The sequence below is a fragment of the Pedobacter sp. T50_32 genome (assembly GCF_057652195.1).
In genome coordinates this window covers 1,043,978-1,062,022 of sequence record NZ_JBYFBY010000001.1, presented here as the reverse complement: position 1 = coordinate 1,062,022, position 18,045 = coordinate 1,043,978, and the positions used below count along the sequence as shown (strand labels likewise).

Here is an 18,045-nt window from a genome sequence, read left to right as displayed (position 1 = left end):
AGACAAAATATAATAATAAAACTTAGGTCATCTTATTCAACTTACCTACTTAATATCCTTTTGGTTACAAACTCTTCAAAGAAAAACTCCCTGTAAATATTACCAATAGGGATTTCGCTATTACCAATGTAAACGGTATTGTTATCCACAGAGTTTATCTGTTTTGCATTGATGATGTAAGATTTGCTTACCCGAACAAACATCGCCTTTGGTAACTGGTCATTTATGGTTTTAATATTCATTGCCGTTATGACTTTTTGACTTTCTGTATGCACAACCACGTAATCTTTTAAACCTTCAATAAAGAGAATATCGTTAAAATAAACTTTAAATATCTTGCGGTCTGCCTTAATGAAAATATAATCGTCGGTAATGTTTTCGACGTTGTTTTCTGTCAGGTTTCCTTTGAATAACCTGAAATAAATTTGTGCTTTCTCAACCGCCTTCTGGAAACGCTCTAACCTCACTGGTTTTATCAGATAGTCAATTGCGTCTACTTCGTAACTGTCAGTGGCAAATTCGGAAAACGCAGTGGTAAATATCACAAAAGTCTCTTTGGGGATGGTTCTAGCAAACTCAATTCCGTTTATTCCCGGCATTTGTATATCTAGGAAAATCAAGTCTACAGCATTATCCATCAAAAATTCAGAAGCAGTAGCTGGACTATTGAAAGAACCCACCAAATTCAAATCTTCCGTTTGTTCAACCAGCATTTGTATAGCTTCTCTTGCCAAAGGTTCGTCGTCTACAATAATGCAATTCATAGTTTCAAGGTTAATTTAATGGTATAGGTTTCTGTGCCATCTTCAACTTCTAATTGGTGCAACTGCGGAAAAAGCAACTCTAACCTACGTTTAATATTTGTTAAGCCCAATCCGCCGTTGGCATTTACCGCCTTTGTGGCCGGTTTTGAGTTTAAGCATTTGAAGAAAAGTTCATCGCCCCTAACATCAAAAAATAGGTTTACGTAAGAAGATTTTGCAGCATCGTTATTGTGTTTTACGGCATTTTCTACAAAAGAAATAAATAGCAATGGCGGAATTTGAACTCCACTCAGGTTACCTTCCTTAGAAATCACAAAATCAAAGCTGTCTCTCCGTACTTTTTCTAAGTTTAAAAAGTCTTCCAAAAAATGGATATCTGAAGTTAACAGCACTTTATCTCTAGCGCTGTCGTATAACTGATATCGTAGCAAATCGCTCAATTTCATTAATACCTGCGATGCCTTTTCTGGGTCTTTTTTGGTGAGCACATTTGCATTATTCAGCATATTAAACAAGAAATGTGGATTGATTTGATTTTTCAGTTGTTCCAGTTCGGCAACAGTTTTTGATTTTTCCAGTTCGTAAATCAACTGCTTATCAGTTATCCATTTTTGAAATAATTTAATGGATGAAGAAGCACAAACCAATACAATAATTAGCGATGCAAAAAGCGGAATATTCAAACCATTTTCGTCCGTTTCTAAATCGAAAAGATAAACGGCCAGCGAATAAATTTTTGCCGACAACGCGATAATCCCCAGGATGGAAAGACAGTATAAAATGTATTTGTTTTTAAATAACAATTTAGGCACCAGCAAATACATGTTGATGTAGAAAAGCAACAGAAAAAGCAGCAAAGTTAGTGCTGGCGCTGTAACCTCTGGACCACTATTTAATAACACTGCACTAAAAGAAACTATTAGCAGCAGGTGTCTATATATTCTGTATTTAGAAGCAATCAGGAATTGCAGCGCCCAATTTTCGTCATGGAGTTGATTGTGTAGATTTTCACTCATTTTGTAATTGTATTACGTAAACAAATGTAAAATATTAAACGAAGGGCAAATTATATATTATACGAAAGCACTTCGTTTTTATACGAAAACAAAACCTAAATCTTAACCAAGATATTCGACAAAGCTACCTACATTCGCAAACTAGGTTAAACCCTTAAAACTTTAGTAGTCGCCAAATACATTTTGATATAAAAATCAATCCCTTTGGTATAAATAGAAAAACGGCAATACCTTAAAAATATAGCTTAGCTCACAATTGGAACAAATCAAAATTTTCAAATGAGCTATAAAATCAGTGCTTGCCTAATTTTCTTTTTTGCGGTTGTATTTAATGCACATGCGCAAGAAATTATTACTAGCGAAACATCAAAACAAAAAGTTACCCTTAGCGGAACAGTGGCCAACAAGCTAAACAACGAAACGCTTATTGGCGTAAGTATCCACATTGTGGAACCTAAAATCTCGGTTTCTACCAATTCTTACGGCTTTTATTCTATCACTCTACCAAAAGGAAATTACACTATCGTAATTAGTTACATGGGTTTTGATAATGTGGAAGAAAAGATTTCGCTTACACAAACTACCAAAAGAAACTTTGTGATGAATGAAAACAGCAAATCGTTGGAAGGTGTCACCATCAAATCGAACCCTAATAAACTGAATATTAGCAAGCCAGAAATGAGTATTAACAAGCTTTCTATTACTACTATTAGAAAAATGCCACCAATGATGGGCGAAGTAGATGTGCTAAAATCGATATTACAATTACCCGGCGTAACCAATGCACAAGAAGGTGCTACAGGTTTTAATGTGCGTGGCGGTTCGGTAGATGGAAATTTAGTTTTGCTAGACGAAGCCGTGGTTTACAACACTTCTCACCTATTCGGCTTCTTTTCTGTGTTCAATTCTGATGTGATTAAAGACCTCAAACTTTACAAAGGCGGCATACCAGCGAACTTTGGCGGTAGAATTTCGTCGGTTTTAGATATCTACCAAAAAGAAGGTAACAATAAAGAATTTCATGTCAACGGCGGATTGGGCGTGCTCTCTAGCAGATTATTGGTAGAGGGACCAATTGTAAAAGAAAAAAGCTCGTTTGTGGTTGCGGGAAGAGGTTCTTATGCGCATTTGCTTTTGAAATTAGCGGATGAACCCAACTCTGCCTATTTCTACGATTTAAACGCAAAATTCAATTTCAGGTTGAACGATAAAAACAGTTTGTATGCATCGGGCTATTTCGGGAACGATAATTTCAACATGAACAATGTTTTTGTAAACACTTACGGAAACAAACTCTTCAATTTACGCTGGAACCATATCTTTTCTGACAAAATCTTCTCTAATGCTTCAGCAATTTACAGCAACTATAATTACGGACTGAAATTGAAAATGGTGGGCATAGACTGGACTTCGGACATCAAAAACTACAACCTGAAATACGATATTAAGCACTACGCTTCTAACAAATTGACCTTAAGCTACGGCGCAAACTCTATCTATTATCAATTTAATCCAGGAACAATTAGGCCGTTTGATGAAAAATCGACCCTTAACCCTGACCAAATTGCCAGAAAATATGCCTTTGAAAATGCACTTTACGCTAGCGCAGAACAAAAAATATCAGACAAAATATCTATCACCTATGGTTTACGCTACAGCAATTTCCAACGTTTAGGTCAGCAAACGGTTAATACCTACGCCAACAACCAAGCGGTAGTTTTTAATCCCGAATTAGAAATTTACGAAGAAGCTACACCAACCGGCAGCGTAAACTATGCTAAAAACAAAAAAATTGAAAGCTATGGAAATCTAGAACCTCGCCTTGGCATCGCGTATTCGCTAAACAACAATCAATCTATTAAGGCCAGCTACAACCGAATGAGCCAGTATGTGCACCTAATTTCTAACACGGCTTCTGTTTCTCCGCTAGATATTTGGGCACCGAGCGACCAATTCCTTAAACCAGAAGTGTTAGACCAAGTGGCATTGGGATATTTCCGAAATTTTAAAGACGGAGATTACTCGATCGAAGCAGAAACTTTCTATAAAACAGTAAAAAACAAAGTTGATTTTATTGATGGCGCAGAATTAATTGCCCATAAAAACATCGAGCAGGTGCTGCTAAATGGCCAAGCTCGCTCTTACGGATTAGAATTGATGTTGAAGAAAAACACAGGAAAATTGAACGGCTGGATTTCTTACACCCTGTCAAAAGCAGAGCAACGCACACCAGGTAGAACTGCAGAAGAACCAGGCATTAATGATGGTGAATGGTATCGTGCAAACTACGACAAGCGACACAACTTTTCCATCAATGCTGCTTATGATATTAGCAATAAATGGAGTTTCGGCGGAACATTCACCTACCAATCTGGCAGAGCTGCAACCTTTCCAAACGGCAAATACGAATACCACGGCATAACGGTAGCGAATTACGGTTTACGAAACGAGAATTCACTTTCTGCATACCATCACTTGGACTTATCGGCAACTTACAAACGCAAGCCAAACAAAAACCAAGGTTGGAGAAGCGAATGGGTTTTCAGTATCTACAACGTTTACAACCGAGCAAACGCAGCTGCCTTCACCTTTGGTCAAAATGCCACAACTGGTTTAAGTGAGGCGAAAAAGATGTCGATTTTCGGCGTTGTACTTGGCGTTACCTACAACTTTAAATTCTAAAAAATTAATCAGCAAAAAATACGAGAAATGAAAATATTGAGAATATTCCTAATACCAATTGCAGCCTTGTTTTTGGCAAGCTGCGAAAAGACAATTGATGTAGACTTAAATACAGCAGCACCAAAATTAGTGATTGATGCATCTATAGATTGGGTAAAAAACAGCGCTGGAAACGAGCAGAAAATTAAGCTTTCTACCACAACAGATTATTACAATGCCGAGTTCCCTACTGTTTCTGGTGCAATTGTTTCTATCAGCAATTCGGCAAATACTGTATTTAATTTCCCAGAAAGCGCTAAAGCTGGCGAATACGTTTGCAGCAATTTTGTTCCAGTAATTGGCGAAACTTATGCATTAACCGTAAACTTAAACGGCAAAATCTATACAGCAGTAGAAACGTTAGTTGCCGTACCCGATATTGATAGCGAAATTACCCAAACCAATGCTGGCGGTATGACTGGAGATGAAATGGAAATCCAGTTTTCTTATCAGGATGATGGTAGTCAAGATAATTACTACATGTCGGGGATTAAATCTAGCCATGTTGCATTTCCAGAATATTCCCTAGAGGCTGATGAAATGTTTCAAGGCAAAAAGATGTTTCAATATTATTCGCATGAGGATTTAAAATCTGGAGCTACGTTGAACATCAAACTATATGGCGTTTCAAAAAGGTTTTTCGATTATTTCAGGAAAGTAATATTGGCTTCGGGAGCTGATACAGGTCCATTTCCTTCGACACCAGCTAAAGTTAGGGGCAATATTGTAAATCAAACAGACAATAAGGATTATGCACTGGGTTACTTCAGACTATCGCAGGTTGCAACAAGAGACTACACATTAAAATAACTTTAACACCTATAGTGCTAGCTAAAAGAATTACATTATTACCAATTACCTTTTTGCGGCAATCTTATCAAATTTTCTAAAAAATGAACGTTTAAACACACTAACAGGAATAAATTACGCGAAAACAATTAAGCCTTCATTTTGTTTACAAAATGTCAGATTTAACAAAATAATACTTTTTGACCAATAAGCCGTACTTTTAAACCACAGCAAGCGGAGCAAACTTTTGTTAAATTTGCCAGAATTATTAATTCTCATTTATTAAATCGTTAAATTTATGTTATCAAAAGAGTAACAAGTTTAACGATGACTTAGTCTAACGACACATCGAAGTTATTCTTTATCAAACCAAAAAGGAATTAATATCTAACACACAAAGACTAATTGCATAAAAATATGCGTAAAAAATTACAAGATAGAGTAGCTTCATTTCAAGACGCCAAAAGAATTAAGGAACAAGGGCTTTACCCTTATTTCCGTTCTATTTCGTCTGCACAAGATACGGAGGTGATTATAGATGGGAAGGAAGTTTTAATGTTTGGTTCTAACTCATATTTAGGTTTAACCAATCATCCAAAAATAAAGGAAGCATCTCAAAAAGCAATTGAAAAATATGGTACTGGTTGTGCTGGTTCTAGATTTTTGAATGGCACATTAGACATCCATTTAGAATTAGAGCAAAGGCTTGCTGCTTACGTTGGCAAACCAGCTTCAGTTTTATTCAGCACAGGATTTCAGGTAAACTTGGGAGTAATTTCTTGCTTGTTAGACAGAAACGATTATCTGGTTTTAGACGAATATGACCATGCTTCTATCATTGATGGCAGCAGATTATCTTTCTCTCGTTCTATAAAATACGCACACAATGACATGAATGATTTGCGTGCTAAACTAAGTCGCTTACCGGAAGATGCTGCCAAGCTGATTGTTTCTGACGGTATTTTCAGCATGGAAGGCGATATGGTAAACTTACCAGAAATGGTAAAAATTGCCGATGAGTTTGGTGCAAATATCATGATGGACGATGCACACAGTTTAGGTGTAATTGGTTTTAATGGTGCAGGTACTGCTTCTCACTTTAACTTAACCGACAAGGTTGATTTAATCATGAGTACTTTCAGTAAATCACTGGCATCTTTAGGTGGTTTTATCGCTGCTGATGAAGATACCATCGAATTTATTAAACATAGAGCACGCTCATTAATGTTTAGTGCGAGTATGACGCCTGCTTCTGTAGCCAGCGTTCTTGCTGCTTTAGATATCATCGAATCTGAACCAGAACGTATTGATAAATTGTGGGCAAATACCAACTACGCTAAAAAATTATTGTTAGATGCTGGTTTCGAAATCGGACACCCAGAAAGTCCAATTTTACCGATTTACATTAGAGATAACGCAAAAACGTTCATCATTACTAACATTTTACAGAAAAACGGAATTTTTGTAAACCCGGTGGTTTCTCCGGCAGTTCCTTCAGACGCATCTTTAATCAGGTTCTCGTTAATGGCTACGCATACATTTGAGCAGATAGAAAAAGCTATCCACGAATTGAAACAGGCATTTAAGGAAGCAAGTGTTGACTTAGTTAAGGCTTCGGTATAAAAATGGCACAAATTGTAGCCGTTACTGGCAAGAAGTTACTAGCAAAGTTCGTTGATTTCCCTCACGAGCTTTATAAAAATGACCCGTATTACGTTCCTGAGTTACATATTGCACAACGTGATATGTTAACCCCGGGCAAGCACCCTTTTCACGACCACGCTAAATTGCAGCTATTTTTAGCTGTAGAAGGCGAGAAAATTGTAGGTAGAATTGCTGCGATTATCAACGGAAATCATAACGCTACAAAAAATGTAACAGAAGGTTTCTTTGGGTTTTTCGACACTATTAATGATAAAGCGGTAAGCAGTTTATTGCTAAACGCAGCTCAAAATTGGTTAAAGGAAAACGGTCAGACTTCAGTAATGGGGCCGGTAAATTTTTCTACTAATGATATCTGTGGTTTATTAATTACAGGTTTTGATGGACCGCCGGTAGCGATGATGCCTTACAATGCACCTTATTATCTAGACTTATTGGAAGATTTCGGTTTTACCAAAAAAGTAGATTTAAGAGCCTACAGATACACGGCAGGCAATTATGATGACAGGTCTGTGGGTTTGATAGACGGTTTAGAAAACAGGCTAAAAAGAAGCAATATCATCATCAGAAAAATAAACTTGAAGAAGTTTAAGGAAGAAGCTGCTGCTTTGAGAGAAGTTTACAACAAAGCTTGGGACAAAAACCTAGGTTTTGTCCCAATGACCGACAAAGAATTTGATTACACTGCCAATGATTTGAAGTTGGTTTTAGATACTGATTTCTGTTACATCGCCGAACAAGAAGGTAAAATTGTAGCCTTTGCTTTAGCTATTCCAGATATCAACCAAATACTAATTAAAATTAAACGTGGAAGGCTTTTTCCTACTGGGTTAATCAAATTACTAACTGGTAAGAAGAAAATCAATGGTATCCGTATTATGTTGTTGGGTGTTATTGATGGCTACAGAAAAATGGGTATCGAAGCTTGCCTGTACGGTAGAATTATCAAAGCTTTTAAAGCTAGAAATTTTCAATACGCAGAAGCGAGTTGGACATTAGAAGACAACGATATGGTGAACCGCCCTATTGAAAACATAGGCGGAAAGCTATACAGAGAATACAGAATACTAGAAAAGAAGATATAAAGCTGAAAGTCTAAAGCACAAAGCTTAAAACAATGTGCTAAAATAAAATGAGCAAAAAGGTATTAATTACGGGAGCTAGTGGATTTGTGGGTTATCATTTAATTGTTACGGCAATTGAAAATGGCTTAGAAGTTTACGCAGCAGTTCGCCCAAATAGTGATATCTCTCATTTAAAAGACTTAAACATCAACTATGTTAATTTAAATTTTAACGCAGTTGATGAACTGAAAGCAGAACTGGAAGAAAAACAGTACGCTTATATTATACATGCTGCTGGCACCACTAAAGCAAAAACCTTGCAAGAATACAACAGGGTTAATGCGGAATTCAGCAGAAATTTAGCACTAGCGGCATCGTTGGTTAGCTATAAGTTAGAAAAATTTGTATTCGTAAGTAGTTTGGCAGCTATTGGACCTATCGCAGATTTTAATGCAGCCATTAACGACGACGCTGTTGCTCAGCCCATCACTTTTTATGGTTTGAGCAAGAAACTAGCAGAAGAGTATTTGAATAAAATCGAAAACCTTCCACTGGTTACTGTTAGACCAACTGCGGTTTATGGGCCAAGAGAGAAAGATATTTTTATCCTCTTCAAAACCATTAACCAAGGTTTAGAGCCATACATTGGTAGGTTTAATCAAACGTTAAGCTTCATTTATGTGAGGGATTTAGCAGAAATTATCATCCGTTTTTTAACATCGGAGATTGAGCATAAAACTTATAACATTTCTGACGGCTTAGCTTACAACAGGTACGCATTGGCGGATGGTTTGAAGAAAGCATTGCAGAAGAAAACGCTTAAAATGCATATCCCTTTGGGAATTATAAAAGGTTTAGCAGGTTTAATGGATACAATTTATGCCAGAAGCACCAAAACACCGACGCTAAACAAAGAAAAAATAAAAGAGTTAACGGCACCAAATTGGGCCTGCAACATCGAAAATTTAAAAAAAGACTTGCAGTTTGAACCTCAATATAATTTAGAACGAGGACTAGAAGAAACTGTGAAATGGTACAAAGTGAATAACTGGCTGAAATAAGGGTAAAACTGAAAGGTAAAAAGGTGAAAGGCGCTATACGCCATACGCTAAGCCCAATACAATACAAATAATAGGATTAACACATAATAATAAACAATAATGAAAAAGCAAGTAGAAGGAGCCAATGGAAAATTAGGTATCATGATGCCTGGCCTAGGTGCTGTAGCTACCACCATGATTGCTGGTGTAGTTGCCGCTAGAAGAGGTCTATCTAAACCTATTGGTTCTTTAACACAAATGGGTACCATTCGTGTAGGTAAAAGAACAGACAACAACGAGCCTTTAATTAAAGATTTCGTTCCATTAGCAAAATTAGAAGACTTAGCATTTGGTGGTTGGGATGTGTATGAAGATAATGTGTATGATGCTGCAATGAAAGCTAAGGTAATTGATGGTCATCTTTTATATGATATCAAAGACGAGTTAGAAGCAATTAAGCCTTACAAAGCTGCATTCGACAAAAACTACGTTAAAAACTTAGACGGAACTTACGTTAAAGAAGCTGCTTCAAAATGGGATTTAGCACAACAAGTAATTGAAGATATCAAAGACTTTAAAGCTAAAAACAACTGTGAGCGTATCGTATTGGTATGGTGCGGTTCTACAGAAATCTATTTAGAGCCTTCTGCAGTTCACCAAACCGTAGCTTCTTTTGAGCAAGGTTTAAAAGACAATGATGCAAACATTGCACCAAGTATGATTTATGCTTATGCAGCATTGAAATTAGGTTATGCTTACGCAAACGGAGCTCCAAACTTAACTGTAGATATTCCTGCAATGTTAGAGTTGGCTAAAGAAACTCAAACTCCAGTAGCTGGTAAAGATTTCAAAACTGGTCAGACGTTAATGAAAACAGTTTTAGCACCAGGTTTAATGGCTCGTTCTTTAGGTGTACGTGGTTGGTTCTCTGACAACATTTTAGGTAACCGTGATGGTTTAGTATTGGATGACCCTGATAACTTCAAAACTAAAGAAGTTTCTAAATTAGGTGTATTGGAAGATATCTTCAAACCAGAGCAAAACCCTGATTTGTATGGCGATATGTACCATAAAATCCGTATCAACTACTACCCGCCTCACGGTGATAACAAAGAGAGCTGGGATAACATCGATATCTTCGGATGGATGGGTTACAAAATGCAAATCAAGATTAACTTCTTGTGCCGTGACTCAATCTTAGCTGCTCCTATCGTGTTAGATTTAGCTTTATTCTCAGATTTAGCTAAACGTGCTGGCATGAGCGGTATTCAAGAGTGGTTATCGTTCTACTTGAAATCTCCTCAAACTAAAGAGGGATTACGTCCAGAGAACGATATCTTCAAACAATTAGAGAAATTACACAACACTTTGCGTTATTTCATGGGTGAAGAATTAATTACTCACTTAGGGTTAGATTATTACGACGAAGAATAATTCATTTCCATAAGTGCATAAAGCCTTGTAATAAAACTATTGGCGGTATTAACAAACCGTTTAATACCGCCAATTTTAAATTCATCTACCGACGAATAACACAAAGGCTATCAAATATTTAGCTGACAAAAAATATAAATCCGCAACATTTTCCTGTGTTTGTCTGACAAATGTAATATGGCATTAAATACACGGAAACAACCTATCGGAAACTTTAGATTTAAAAAAAGTTTCCATAGTTTTGCGACATAATTTTTACGAAAGAAACTACATAGATTAACCAGTGATATTTCACAAAATCATATCAACTAGCTTAGGAATTGGCTATATAGGCAAGGGCGCAGGAACGTATGCTTCTATCTTCACCTGCTTACTATGGTACTTTTTACAGCTGGGAAATTATGAGCCATCACTGGCACCAGTTTTATTTACTGTATTAATCACGATGCAGGGAGTAAGAAGCGCAAACCAAGTAGAGGTGCTTTGGGGAAAAGATCACCAGCGAGTGGTGATAGATGAAGTTGCCGGAATGTGTATCGCGTTACTTTTTGTACCGGTAGAAATAAAATATATCATTGCGGCTTTAGTGCTTTTTAGGTTTTTTGACATATTGAAACCTTTGGGCATACGCAGATTGGAAAAGTGGCCCGGCGGTTGGGGCGTAATGGCAGATGATGTTTTGGCTGGGATTTATGCCAACATCGTAATGCAAATAATAATTTTCTTCAACATATTATAAGAAGATGTTAACCTTTTTAAAAGCACAAGCTTCGTCACTAACAGCAACGTTGGTAGATTACTTGGTCACTTGGTTTTGTGTGAGCTTTTTAGGTTTTTGGTATGTTGCGGGAAGTGTAACAGGAACCGTTGCTGGTGGCTGTGTAAACTTTTATATGGGACGTAATTGGGTCTTCAATTCGAAAGAGAAAGACATCAAACTCCAAATTTTAAAATACATTTTGGTGTGGTGCGGCAATCTTTTGATCGTAACAACTGGAGTTTACATACTCACTCATTTTTTAAGCATTAACTACATGCTTTCGAAAATCTTGGTTTCTGGACTGATTGGGACAATTTATAATTACTTCATGCAGAAGCAATTCATTTTCACACAGTAAAATGAGACACACATATAGAACAATAATTTTAACGCTAACACTAATTGGTGCTAGCATTTTAGGCATATCATCGGCGTTTGCGCAAAAAACGGTAATCACCGGAACGGTGAGGGATGCCGTTACTAAAGAAACCCTTCCTTACGTTTCTATTTTCTTTAACGAAACTCGTTTAGGAACGCAAACGGATATTGACGGAAATTTTAGGATAAGCACCAACGAAGACTACAACAAACTGAAGTTTAACTATGTTGGTTACGAGGTTTTGTACAAAACAATTGTAGTAGGCCAAACCCAAAAAATGGATATCCTACTAAAATCTAATGCACAATCCTTAAACGAGGTTACAATCATTGCAGGCAAAAAAGTTAGGTATTCGAACAAGAACAATCCGGCAGTAGAACTGATTAGACAGGTTATCGAAAATAAAGATAAAAATCAGCCGAAGGCATACGAAACCGTACAGTATAAAGAATACGAAAAGATGTTGTTTTCGATGAGCAACGTTTCGGAGAAGTTCAAGAACAAACGTATTTTTAGAAATTATCAATTCTTGTTTCAAGAGCAGGATTCTACAAAAATTGGAGGTAAAAATTTATTACCAATCTATATCCAAGAAAAGCTTACAGACCAATATTTGAGTTTTGATCCTACCAGAAGTAAAACTGTTGTTTTGGCCGAGAAACAAGTAGAATTCGACAATAGGTTTATCGATAACCAAGGGATGAAATCCTATTTCGATAGGATGTACCAAAACATCAATATCTACGATAATAACATATCGGTAATTAGCAATGAGTTTTTAAGTCCAATTGCTAACTCGGCCCCAACTTTTTACAAGTTTTTCATTACCGATACCCTGAAAAATCAAACGCCTAATGTAATTGAGCTTTCTTTTACACCACGCAACAAAGGCGATATGTTGTTCGAAGGCAAAATCTATATCACAATGGATGGCAACTACGCAGTTCAAAAAGCGGCATTCGGTGTGAACAAGAACATCAACCTCAACTTTGTTAGAGGGATGGAGATTGAATTAGATTTCCAGAAAAACATAGATAACAGGTACTATTTGAGCAAAAGTAACCTTATCGCCGATTTCGGGATCAGCAAAAATAAGGGAATTGGTTTTACCGGCGAACGCAGCGTGAGCTACGACAGCTACAAAACGAATGTGGAAATTCCTGATACTGTATTTTCGGGCAAAAAGATAGAGGTGTTGGCTGATGCTGCTAAAAAAACCGATGCTTTTTGGTCGCAAAACCGTTTGGATACGCTTCGAGAACAACAACAGAAGATCTACAGCAATATAGATACTTTACAAAAGCTTCCTTCATTCAGAAAAACCATTAAGTTAGTGACGTTTTTAGTTGCCGGTTACTGGGATTTCCGCCCCTACGAAGTTGGACCTACCAATACATTTTATAGTTTTAATAATGTAGAAGGTTTCCGTTTACGTGTTGGCGGTAGAACTACCCCAGCGTTAAGTCAGCGGTTTTATTTTGAAAACTATGCGGCTTATGGTTTTAGAGACGAAAAGTGGAAATTTTTCTTGTCAGGAACTTATTCCATCAACAATAAATCTATCTATAAATTCCCGCAACATTATGTAAGGGCTAGTTTCCAAAGGGATACTAAAATTCCGGGACAAGAATTACAGTTTGTGCAGGAAGACAATTTTTTACTATCGTTTAAACGTGGTGTAAACGACATGTTGTTGTACAACGATTTTTACCGATTAGATTATGTGAGAGAGTTTGAAAACAGATTTTCTTATACTGTTGGATTTAAAAAATGGTCTCAAAGTCCGGCCGGTGGTTTGTTATTTACGAGCGCTGCAAATAATATGGATATCAACAGAATCCATACCACAGAACTTAGTTTAGGTTTACGATACGCCAAAAATGAGAAGTTTTATCAAGGGAAAATCTATCGTACTCCAATTATAGATCGTTACCCTATCTATAACTTGAGATACACCGCAGGTATTAAAGGATTTTTTGGTGGCCAGTACAATTACCACAACATTATGGGTAGCGTAGATAAGCGCTTTTATCTATCGCAATTAGGTTTTAGTGATGTAAGAGTAGAAGGTGGCTACATTGCAGGCAAAGTGCCTTTTCCGTTGCTAGCCATCCATCGTGCCAACCAAACCTATGCTTATCAGTTAAACTCTTACAACTTAATGAACTTTTTAGAGTTTGTAAGTGACAGATACGCTGCAATAAATATCGATCATAATTTTAACGGTTTCTTTTTAAATAAGATACCTTTGTTAAATAAATTGAAACTGAGAGAAATTGTATCATTTAAAGCTATTTACGGTGGACTAAGAGATGAGAACAACCCAGAAAAAACGACTGATGGCACATTTAAAATGCCAACTTTCGACAGCGGTGCTCAAAGAACTTACTCGCTAAGTAAAGAGCCGTACATGGAAGGTAGCGTTGGTTTAGGTAATATTTTTAAACTGCTAAGGGTAGATTTGGTAAAAAGATTTAACTATCTAAACAATCCAGAAGTAAGCGAATGGGGAATTAGAGCTAGAGTTAAATTAGATTTTTAAGAAATCGCAAATTGCTAGTGTTATGTTGAGCTTGTCAAAACATTGCTATAAACAGTCTTCGATAACAAGCTCCGAGTGACAAACAAAAGTGTAAACGAAAAATGAAATTAAGAGATAGCCTACAATTGGGCATTTACAAAGTAATCAACCCATTTGTAAAAGGGTTGATTAAAATTGGCTTAACACCGAACATGGTCACCACCATAGGTTTGTTGTTAAATATTGGCGTGGCTGTAATTTTTATTGTGGGTGCAGAAAAATCTAACCGTGGTGAGCTTGATTATGTAGGCTGGGCTGGTGCTTTGGTTTTATTTGCAGGGCTATTCGATATGTTAGACGGACAAGTTGCACGCTTGGGCAATATGAGCTCGAAATTTGGAGCCATGTACGATTCTGTTTTGGATAGATACAGTGAAATGGTAATGTTCTTGGGCATCTGCTATTATTTGGTGGCGCACCATTACTTTTTGAGTTCGTTGTTCGCGTTTATTGCCCTGATAGGTTCTATGATGGTAAGTTACACACGTGCCCGTGCTGAAGGTTTGGGCGTAGAGTGTAAAGGTGGTTTAATGCAAAGACCAGAACGTGTAGTTACTATTGGTGTTTTTGCAATAGCTTGTGGTGTTGCTCACAATTTTTTAGGCGATGATTATAAAATCTTCGTTCCGGGTATCAAGTTCCATGTATTTGAAACCATGAGTATTTTCACATTGCCTATTACGTTGATGGCTATTATGACTAACATCACGGCAGTAAACAGATTGAGAGATGCCAAAAAAGCACTTGACGCGAAGGAATTTCCTAAGACAAATAACAAAGCGGCTGTAATAGCAGGCTTAATTTTATTTGCTGGTTTGGGGCTTTCGAATTCAACTGTGTTAAAAGCTCAAAATGGCGACGACCCTTCACCACTTACTTTTCCAACACCAAAAAATATCAGTAATCAGTTATTTTACGTACAAAGAGATCCAAATATTAATACCATTATTTGTCAGTTAAATATCGATGAAAAAGGTGATTTAAATAAATCGCAACCGGTGAATGTGTTTTGGATGCGCTACGCAGATAAAGAAGGCAAGAAGGATTTAAACTATATCCAACGTAAATTTGCGTACGGCATACAAACAAAGGATATCGGTAATGGTAATTACGAATTACGTTTCGTATCGTACAAGAAATTTCCTTTGTTGCTTACCAAATCGCCAACTGATAAAAAATATCACGTTTATGCTACAGCAAACAACAAAAAGATATTACTAGACCGAATTTTCTTAAGAATTGAAGGGGGTAGTTTTTGGGTACCGAACGTAAAATATGTAGAAATTAAAGGTTATGAAGCTGGCAATCCAAGTAAAGCAATAACCGAAAGAATAAAAGTATAATACCATGGCAAAGAATTTTATTTCAAATTCTAGCGAGTCTACAAGGATGTTTAAAAGCGACTTGTTAGAACCACTATCTAAAGTTAAATATTACGTACCCTTAGTTATATTTGTCCCACTTATAGCTTTCTTAGTATGGAAAGCTCTTTTTGACCTAGAAACCCCGGTTTTAGAGTTTTTTGGGTGGTTAGCTTTCGGGCTTTTCGTGTGGACGATTACAGAATATATCATGCACCGTTGGGTTTTCCATTTTTACCCTACTGCTGCTTGGGCAAAGCGTATCCATTTTATTTTTCATGGCGTACACCACGATTATCCTAATGATGCAAATCGCTTGGTAATGCCACCATCTGCTAGTATTCCTTTGGCGCTGGCATTTTGGTTTTTATTCGATTGGCTTTTACCAGAGGCTAAAATCTATTCGTTTTTTATAGGTTTTATTGGTGGATATTTATTTTACGACATGGTACATTACGCACTACATCATGCCAATTTTAAAAGCGGATTGTGGAAGAAGTTGAAGCATCATCACATGTTGCACCATTATCAAGATGCTACTAAAGGTTTTGGCGTAAGCTGGATGTTTTGGGATGGTGTATTTAGATCTGGTTTTGAGAAGAAGAACGACATAAAATAATTGGTTCGTCATTGCGAAGCGCAGATTGGTCCAATTTTTTGAAAAAACGATCTTTCTATTCTGTCATTCTGAGCGCAGCGAAGAATCTATAAGTAAAACAACACTAAACTCATAGATTCTCTCCTAATGTTGGAATGAAAAAACTTTTAAGATTGCTTCATATCTCGCAATGACGAGATTAAGCCAAAATTGAATAAAATGATATCAGAAATTCCTGCTGAGGAGAAAAAAATAAATGTAAAAAAAGACCTGCCATTAACGCTCGGCATTTCTGCAATCTATCTCATTCTTTCCTACTTTTTGGTTGGCTTTAAAACCGACCAATTGGTACTGATTGCTATCTTTAATGCACTTTATTACCTAACTTCTACTACTCGAAAATTCATCATAGGCTTTTCCATCTTCATTGTGTATTGGATCATTTATGATTACATGAAGGCTTTTCCCAATTACAACTATAACCCAGTACACATTGCCGATCTGTACCAATTTGAAAAAAGTGTGTTTGGAATAGAAAAAGGCGGACAAAAAATTACACCAAACGAATACTGGCTGTTGCATCATAACTCGTTTTTAGATGTGCTTACCGGCTTCTTCTATTTGATGTGGGTACCAGTGCCTTTGGCATTCGCAGCATTTTTGTTTTTCGTGAAGGAAAGACGCAATTTCCTTAATTTCCTCCTCACTTTTGTATGGGTAAATTTGCTCGGCTTTGTAGTATACTACCTGTACCCTGCTGCTCCACCTTGGTATGTGCAAGAGCATGGTTTTAACTTTATTGCCAATACCCCTGGAAATACAGCGGGCTTGGTTCGTTTCGATAACTTCTTTGGCATAGAACTCTTCAAATCTATCTATAGCAAGGGTTCAAATGTATTTGCGGCAATGCCTTCTTTACACTCTGCTTATCCGCTAATTGTGGTTTATTATGGTGCTAAAGGTAAGTTCCGCAAAGCGAATGTTTTCTTTATTACCGTAATGATAGGCATTTGGTTTGCTGCCGTTTATACCAGTCACCATTACGTTGCCGATGTGCTCGCAGGCGTTACCACTTCAATTATTGGCATATTTTCGTTCAACTGGTTAAAGGACAGAAAACCTCTAGCTAACTTTATAGAAAAGATGTTAAAATTGATTTCCTAGCAAAAAAGGCTAATACCTTAACAAAACAGTTTGGCTATTCGTGAAAAATCATCAAAGGTTTTGAGTTGAATTTATGGAGATTTTCCATTTAGATAATCTATTTATAACTTTACTAAATACTAGTAAAGTTAGAATGAATCCCAAAGTAGATCAATTTTTAAGTATAACCGATAAATGGCGAGAAGAATTTGAAGCGCTGCGCAGTATCGTTTTAGAATGTGGACTAACCGAAGAACTTAAATGGGGTCAACCTTGTTACACAATCTACAAAAGTAATATCGCAATTATACAGGGGTTTAAAGATTACTGCGCCTTATTATTTTTCAAAGGTGTGTTACTTAGCAATGCAGACGGTTTACTTATTCAACAAACCGACTATGTACAATCGGCCAGACAACTACGCTTTACCAATTCAAAAGAAATTTGGGAAGTTAAACAACAAATTAAAAACTATATTTTTGAAGCTGTTGAGGTAGAAAAGGCTGGCTTAAAAGTTGAAATGAAGAAAACTTCAGATTTTGAGGTTGCAGAAGAATTTAAACAAAAACTCGAAGAATTTCCGGCTTTAAGCATAGCTTTCAAAGCACTTACTCCGGGCCGACAACGAGCTTACCTATTTCATTTCTCCGATGCTAAACAAACTAAAACACGAGCAGCAAGAGTAGAGAAATATATCCCACAGATTTTAAAAGGCAAAGGCATAAACGACTAA

At 36.8% G+C, this 18,045-nt stretch carries 15 protein-coding genes; 13 read left to right on the top strand and 2 right to left on the bottom strand.

Going from position 1 to position 18,045, the window contains the following annotated elements; genetic code table 11:
- Positions 1-41: 41 nt before the first annotated feature.
- Positions 42-764, bottom strand: a complete 723-nt coding sequence (locus AC23ME_RS04585) for a LytR/AlgR family response regulator transcription factor (RefSeq protein WP_487726566.1) — start codon at positions 762-764, stop codon at positions 42-44.
- Positions 761-1,780: a sensor histidine kinase gene (locus AC23ME_RS04580; protein WP_487726565.1), complete on the bottom strand. Its 1,020-nt coding sequence runs from the start codon at positions 1,778-1,780 to the stop codon at positions 761-763. The genes AC23ME_RS04585 and AC23ME_RS04580 overlap by 4 nt, the downstream gene beginning before the upstream one ends.
- Before the next feature lie 279 nt (positions 1,781-2,059).
- Here AC23ME_RS04580 and AC23ME_RS04575 point away from each other — a divergent pair, with 279 nt between their 5' ends.
- From AC23ME_RS04575 to AC23ME_RS04515, 13 genes are all read left to right on the top strand, one after another.
- On the top strand, positions 2,060-4,462 hold the full coding sequence (locus AC23ME_RS04575) for a TonB-dependent receptor (protein WP_487726564.1): 2,403 nt from the start codon (positions 2,060-2,062) through the stop codon (positions 4,460-4,462).
- 27 nt (positions 4,463-4,489) lie between these two features.
- Positions 4,490-5,311, top strand: coding sequence for a DUF4249 domain-containing protein (locus AC23ME_RS04570; RefSeq protein ID WP_487726563.1), 822 nt, complete (start codon positions 4,490-4,492; stop codon positions 5,309-5,311).
- A gap of 396 nt (positions 5,312-5,707) precedes the next feature.
- Positions 5,708-6,913, top strand: a complete 1,206-nt coding sequence (gene spt, locus AC23ME_RS04565) for a serine palmitoyltransferase (RefSeq protein WP_487726562.1) — start codon at positions 5,708-5,710, stop codon at positions 6,911-6,913.
- 2 nt (positions 6,914-6,915) lie between these two features.
- Positions 6,916-8,037, top strand: a complete 1,122-nt coding sequence (locus tag AC23ME_RS04560; RefSeq protein ID WP_487726561.1) for a hypothetical protein — start codon at positions 6,916-6,918, stop codon at positions 8,035-8,037.
- A 47-nt stretch (positions 8,038-8,084) separates the two neighbouring features.
- Positions 8,085-9,077, top strand: coding sequence for an NAD-dependent epimerase/dehydratase family protein (locus AC23ME_RS04555; RefSeq protein ID WP_487726560.1), 993 nt, complete (start codon positions 8,085-8,087; stop codon positions 9,075-9,077).
- 99 nt (positions 9,078-9,176) lie between these two features.
- Positions 9,177-10,490 (top strand): inositol-3-phosphate synthase, encoded by a 1,314-nt coding sequence (locus AC23ME_RS04550; RefSeq protein WP_487726559.1) that lies wholly within the window; start codon positions 9,177-9,179, stop codon positions 10,488-10,490.
- Between the two features lie 283 nt (positions 10,491-10,773).
- Positions 10,774-11,229 (top strand): phosphatidylglycerophosphatase A family protein, encoded by a 456-nt coding sequence (locus AC23ME_RS04545; RefSeq protein ID WP_487726558.1) that lies wholly within the window; start codon positions 10,774-10,776, stop codon positions 11,227-11,229.
- A 4-nt stretch (positions 11,230-11,233) separates the two neighbouring features.
- Positions 11,234-11,608: a GtrA family protein gene (locus AC23ME_RS04540; RefSeq protein ID WP_487726557.1), complete on the top strand. Its 375-nt coding sequence runs from the start codon at positions 11,234-11,236 to the stop codon at positions 11,606-11,608.
- Between the two features lies 1 nt (position 11,609).
- Positions 11,610-14,171, top strand: a complete 2,562-nt coding sequence (locus tag AC23ME_RS04535; RefSeq protein WP_487726556.1) for a DUF5686 and carboxypeptidase-like regulatory domain-containing protein — start codon at positions 11,610-11,612, stop codon at positions 14,169-14,171.
- A 101-nt stretch (positions 14,172-14,272) separates the two neighbouring features.
- On the top strand, positions 14,273-15,553 hold the full coding sequence (locus tag AC23ME_RS04530) for a DUF4833 domain-containing protein (RefSeq protein ID WP_487726555.1): 1,281 nt from the start codon (positions 14,273-14,275) through the stop codon (positions 15,551-15,553).
- Positions 15,554-15,557: 4 nt separating this feature from the next.
- Positions 15,558-16,190, top strand: a complete 633-nt coding sequence (locus AC23ME_RS04525; protein WP_487726554.1) for a sterol desaturase family protein — start codon at positions 15,558-15,560, stop codon at positions 16,188-16,190.
- A gap of 198 nt (positions 16,191-16,388) precedes the next feature.
- Complete coding sequence (locus AC23ME_RS04520; RefSeq protein WP_487726553.1) at positions 16,389-17,333, top strand: phosphatase PAP2 family protein; 945 nt, start codon at positions 16,389-16,391, stop codon at positions 17,331-17,333.
- A 133-nt stretch (positions 17,334-17,466) separates the two neighbouring features.
- Positions 17,467-18,045, top strand: a complete 579-nt coding sequence (locus AC23ME_RS04515) for a YdeI/OmpD-associated family protein (RefSeq protein WP_487726552.1) — start codon at positions 17,467-17,469, stop codon at positions 18,043-18,045.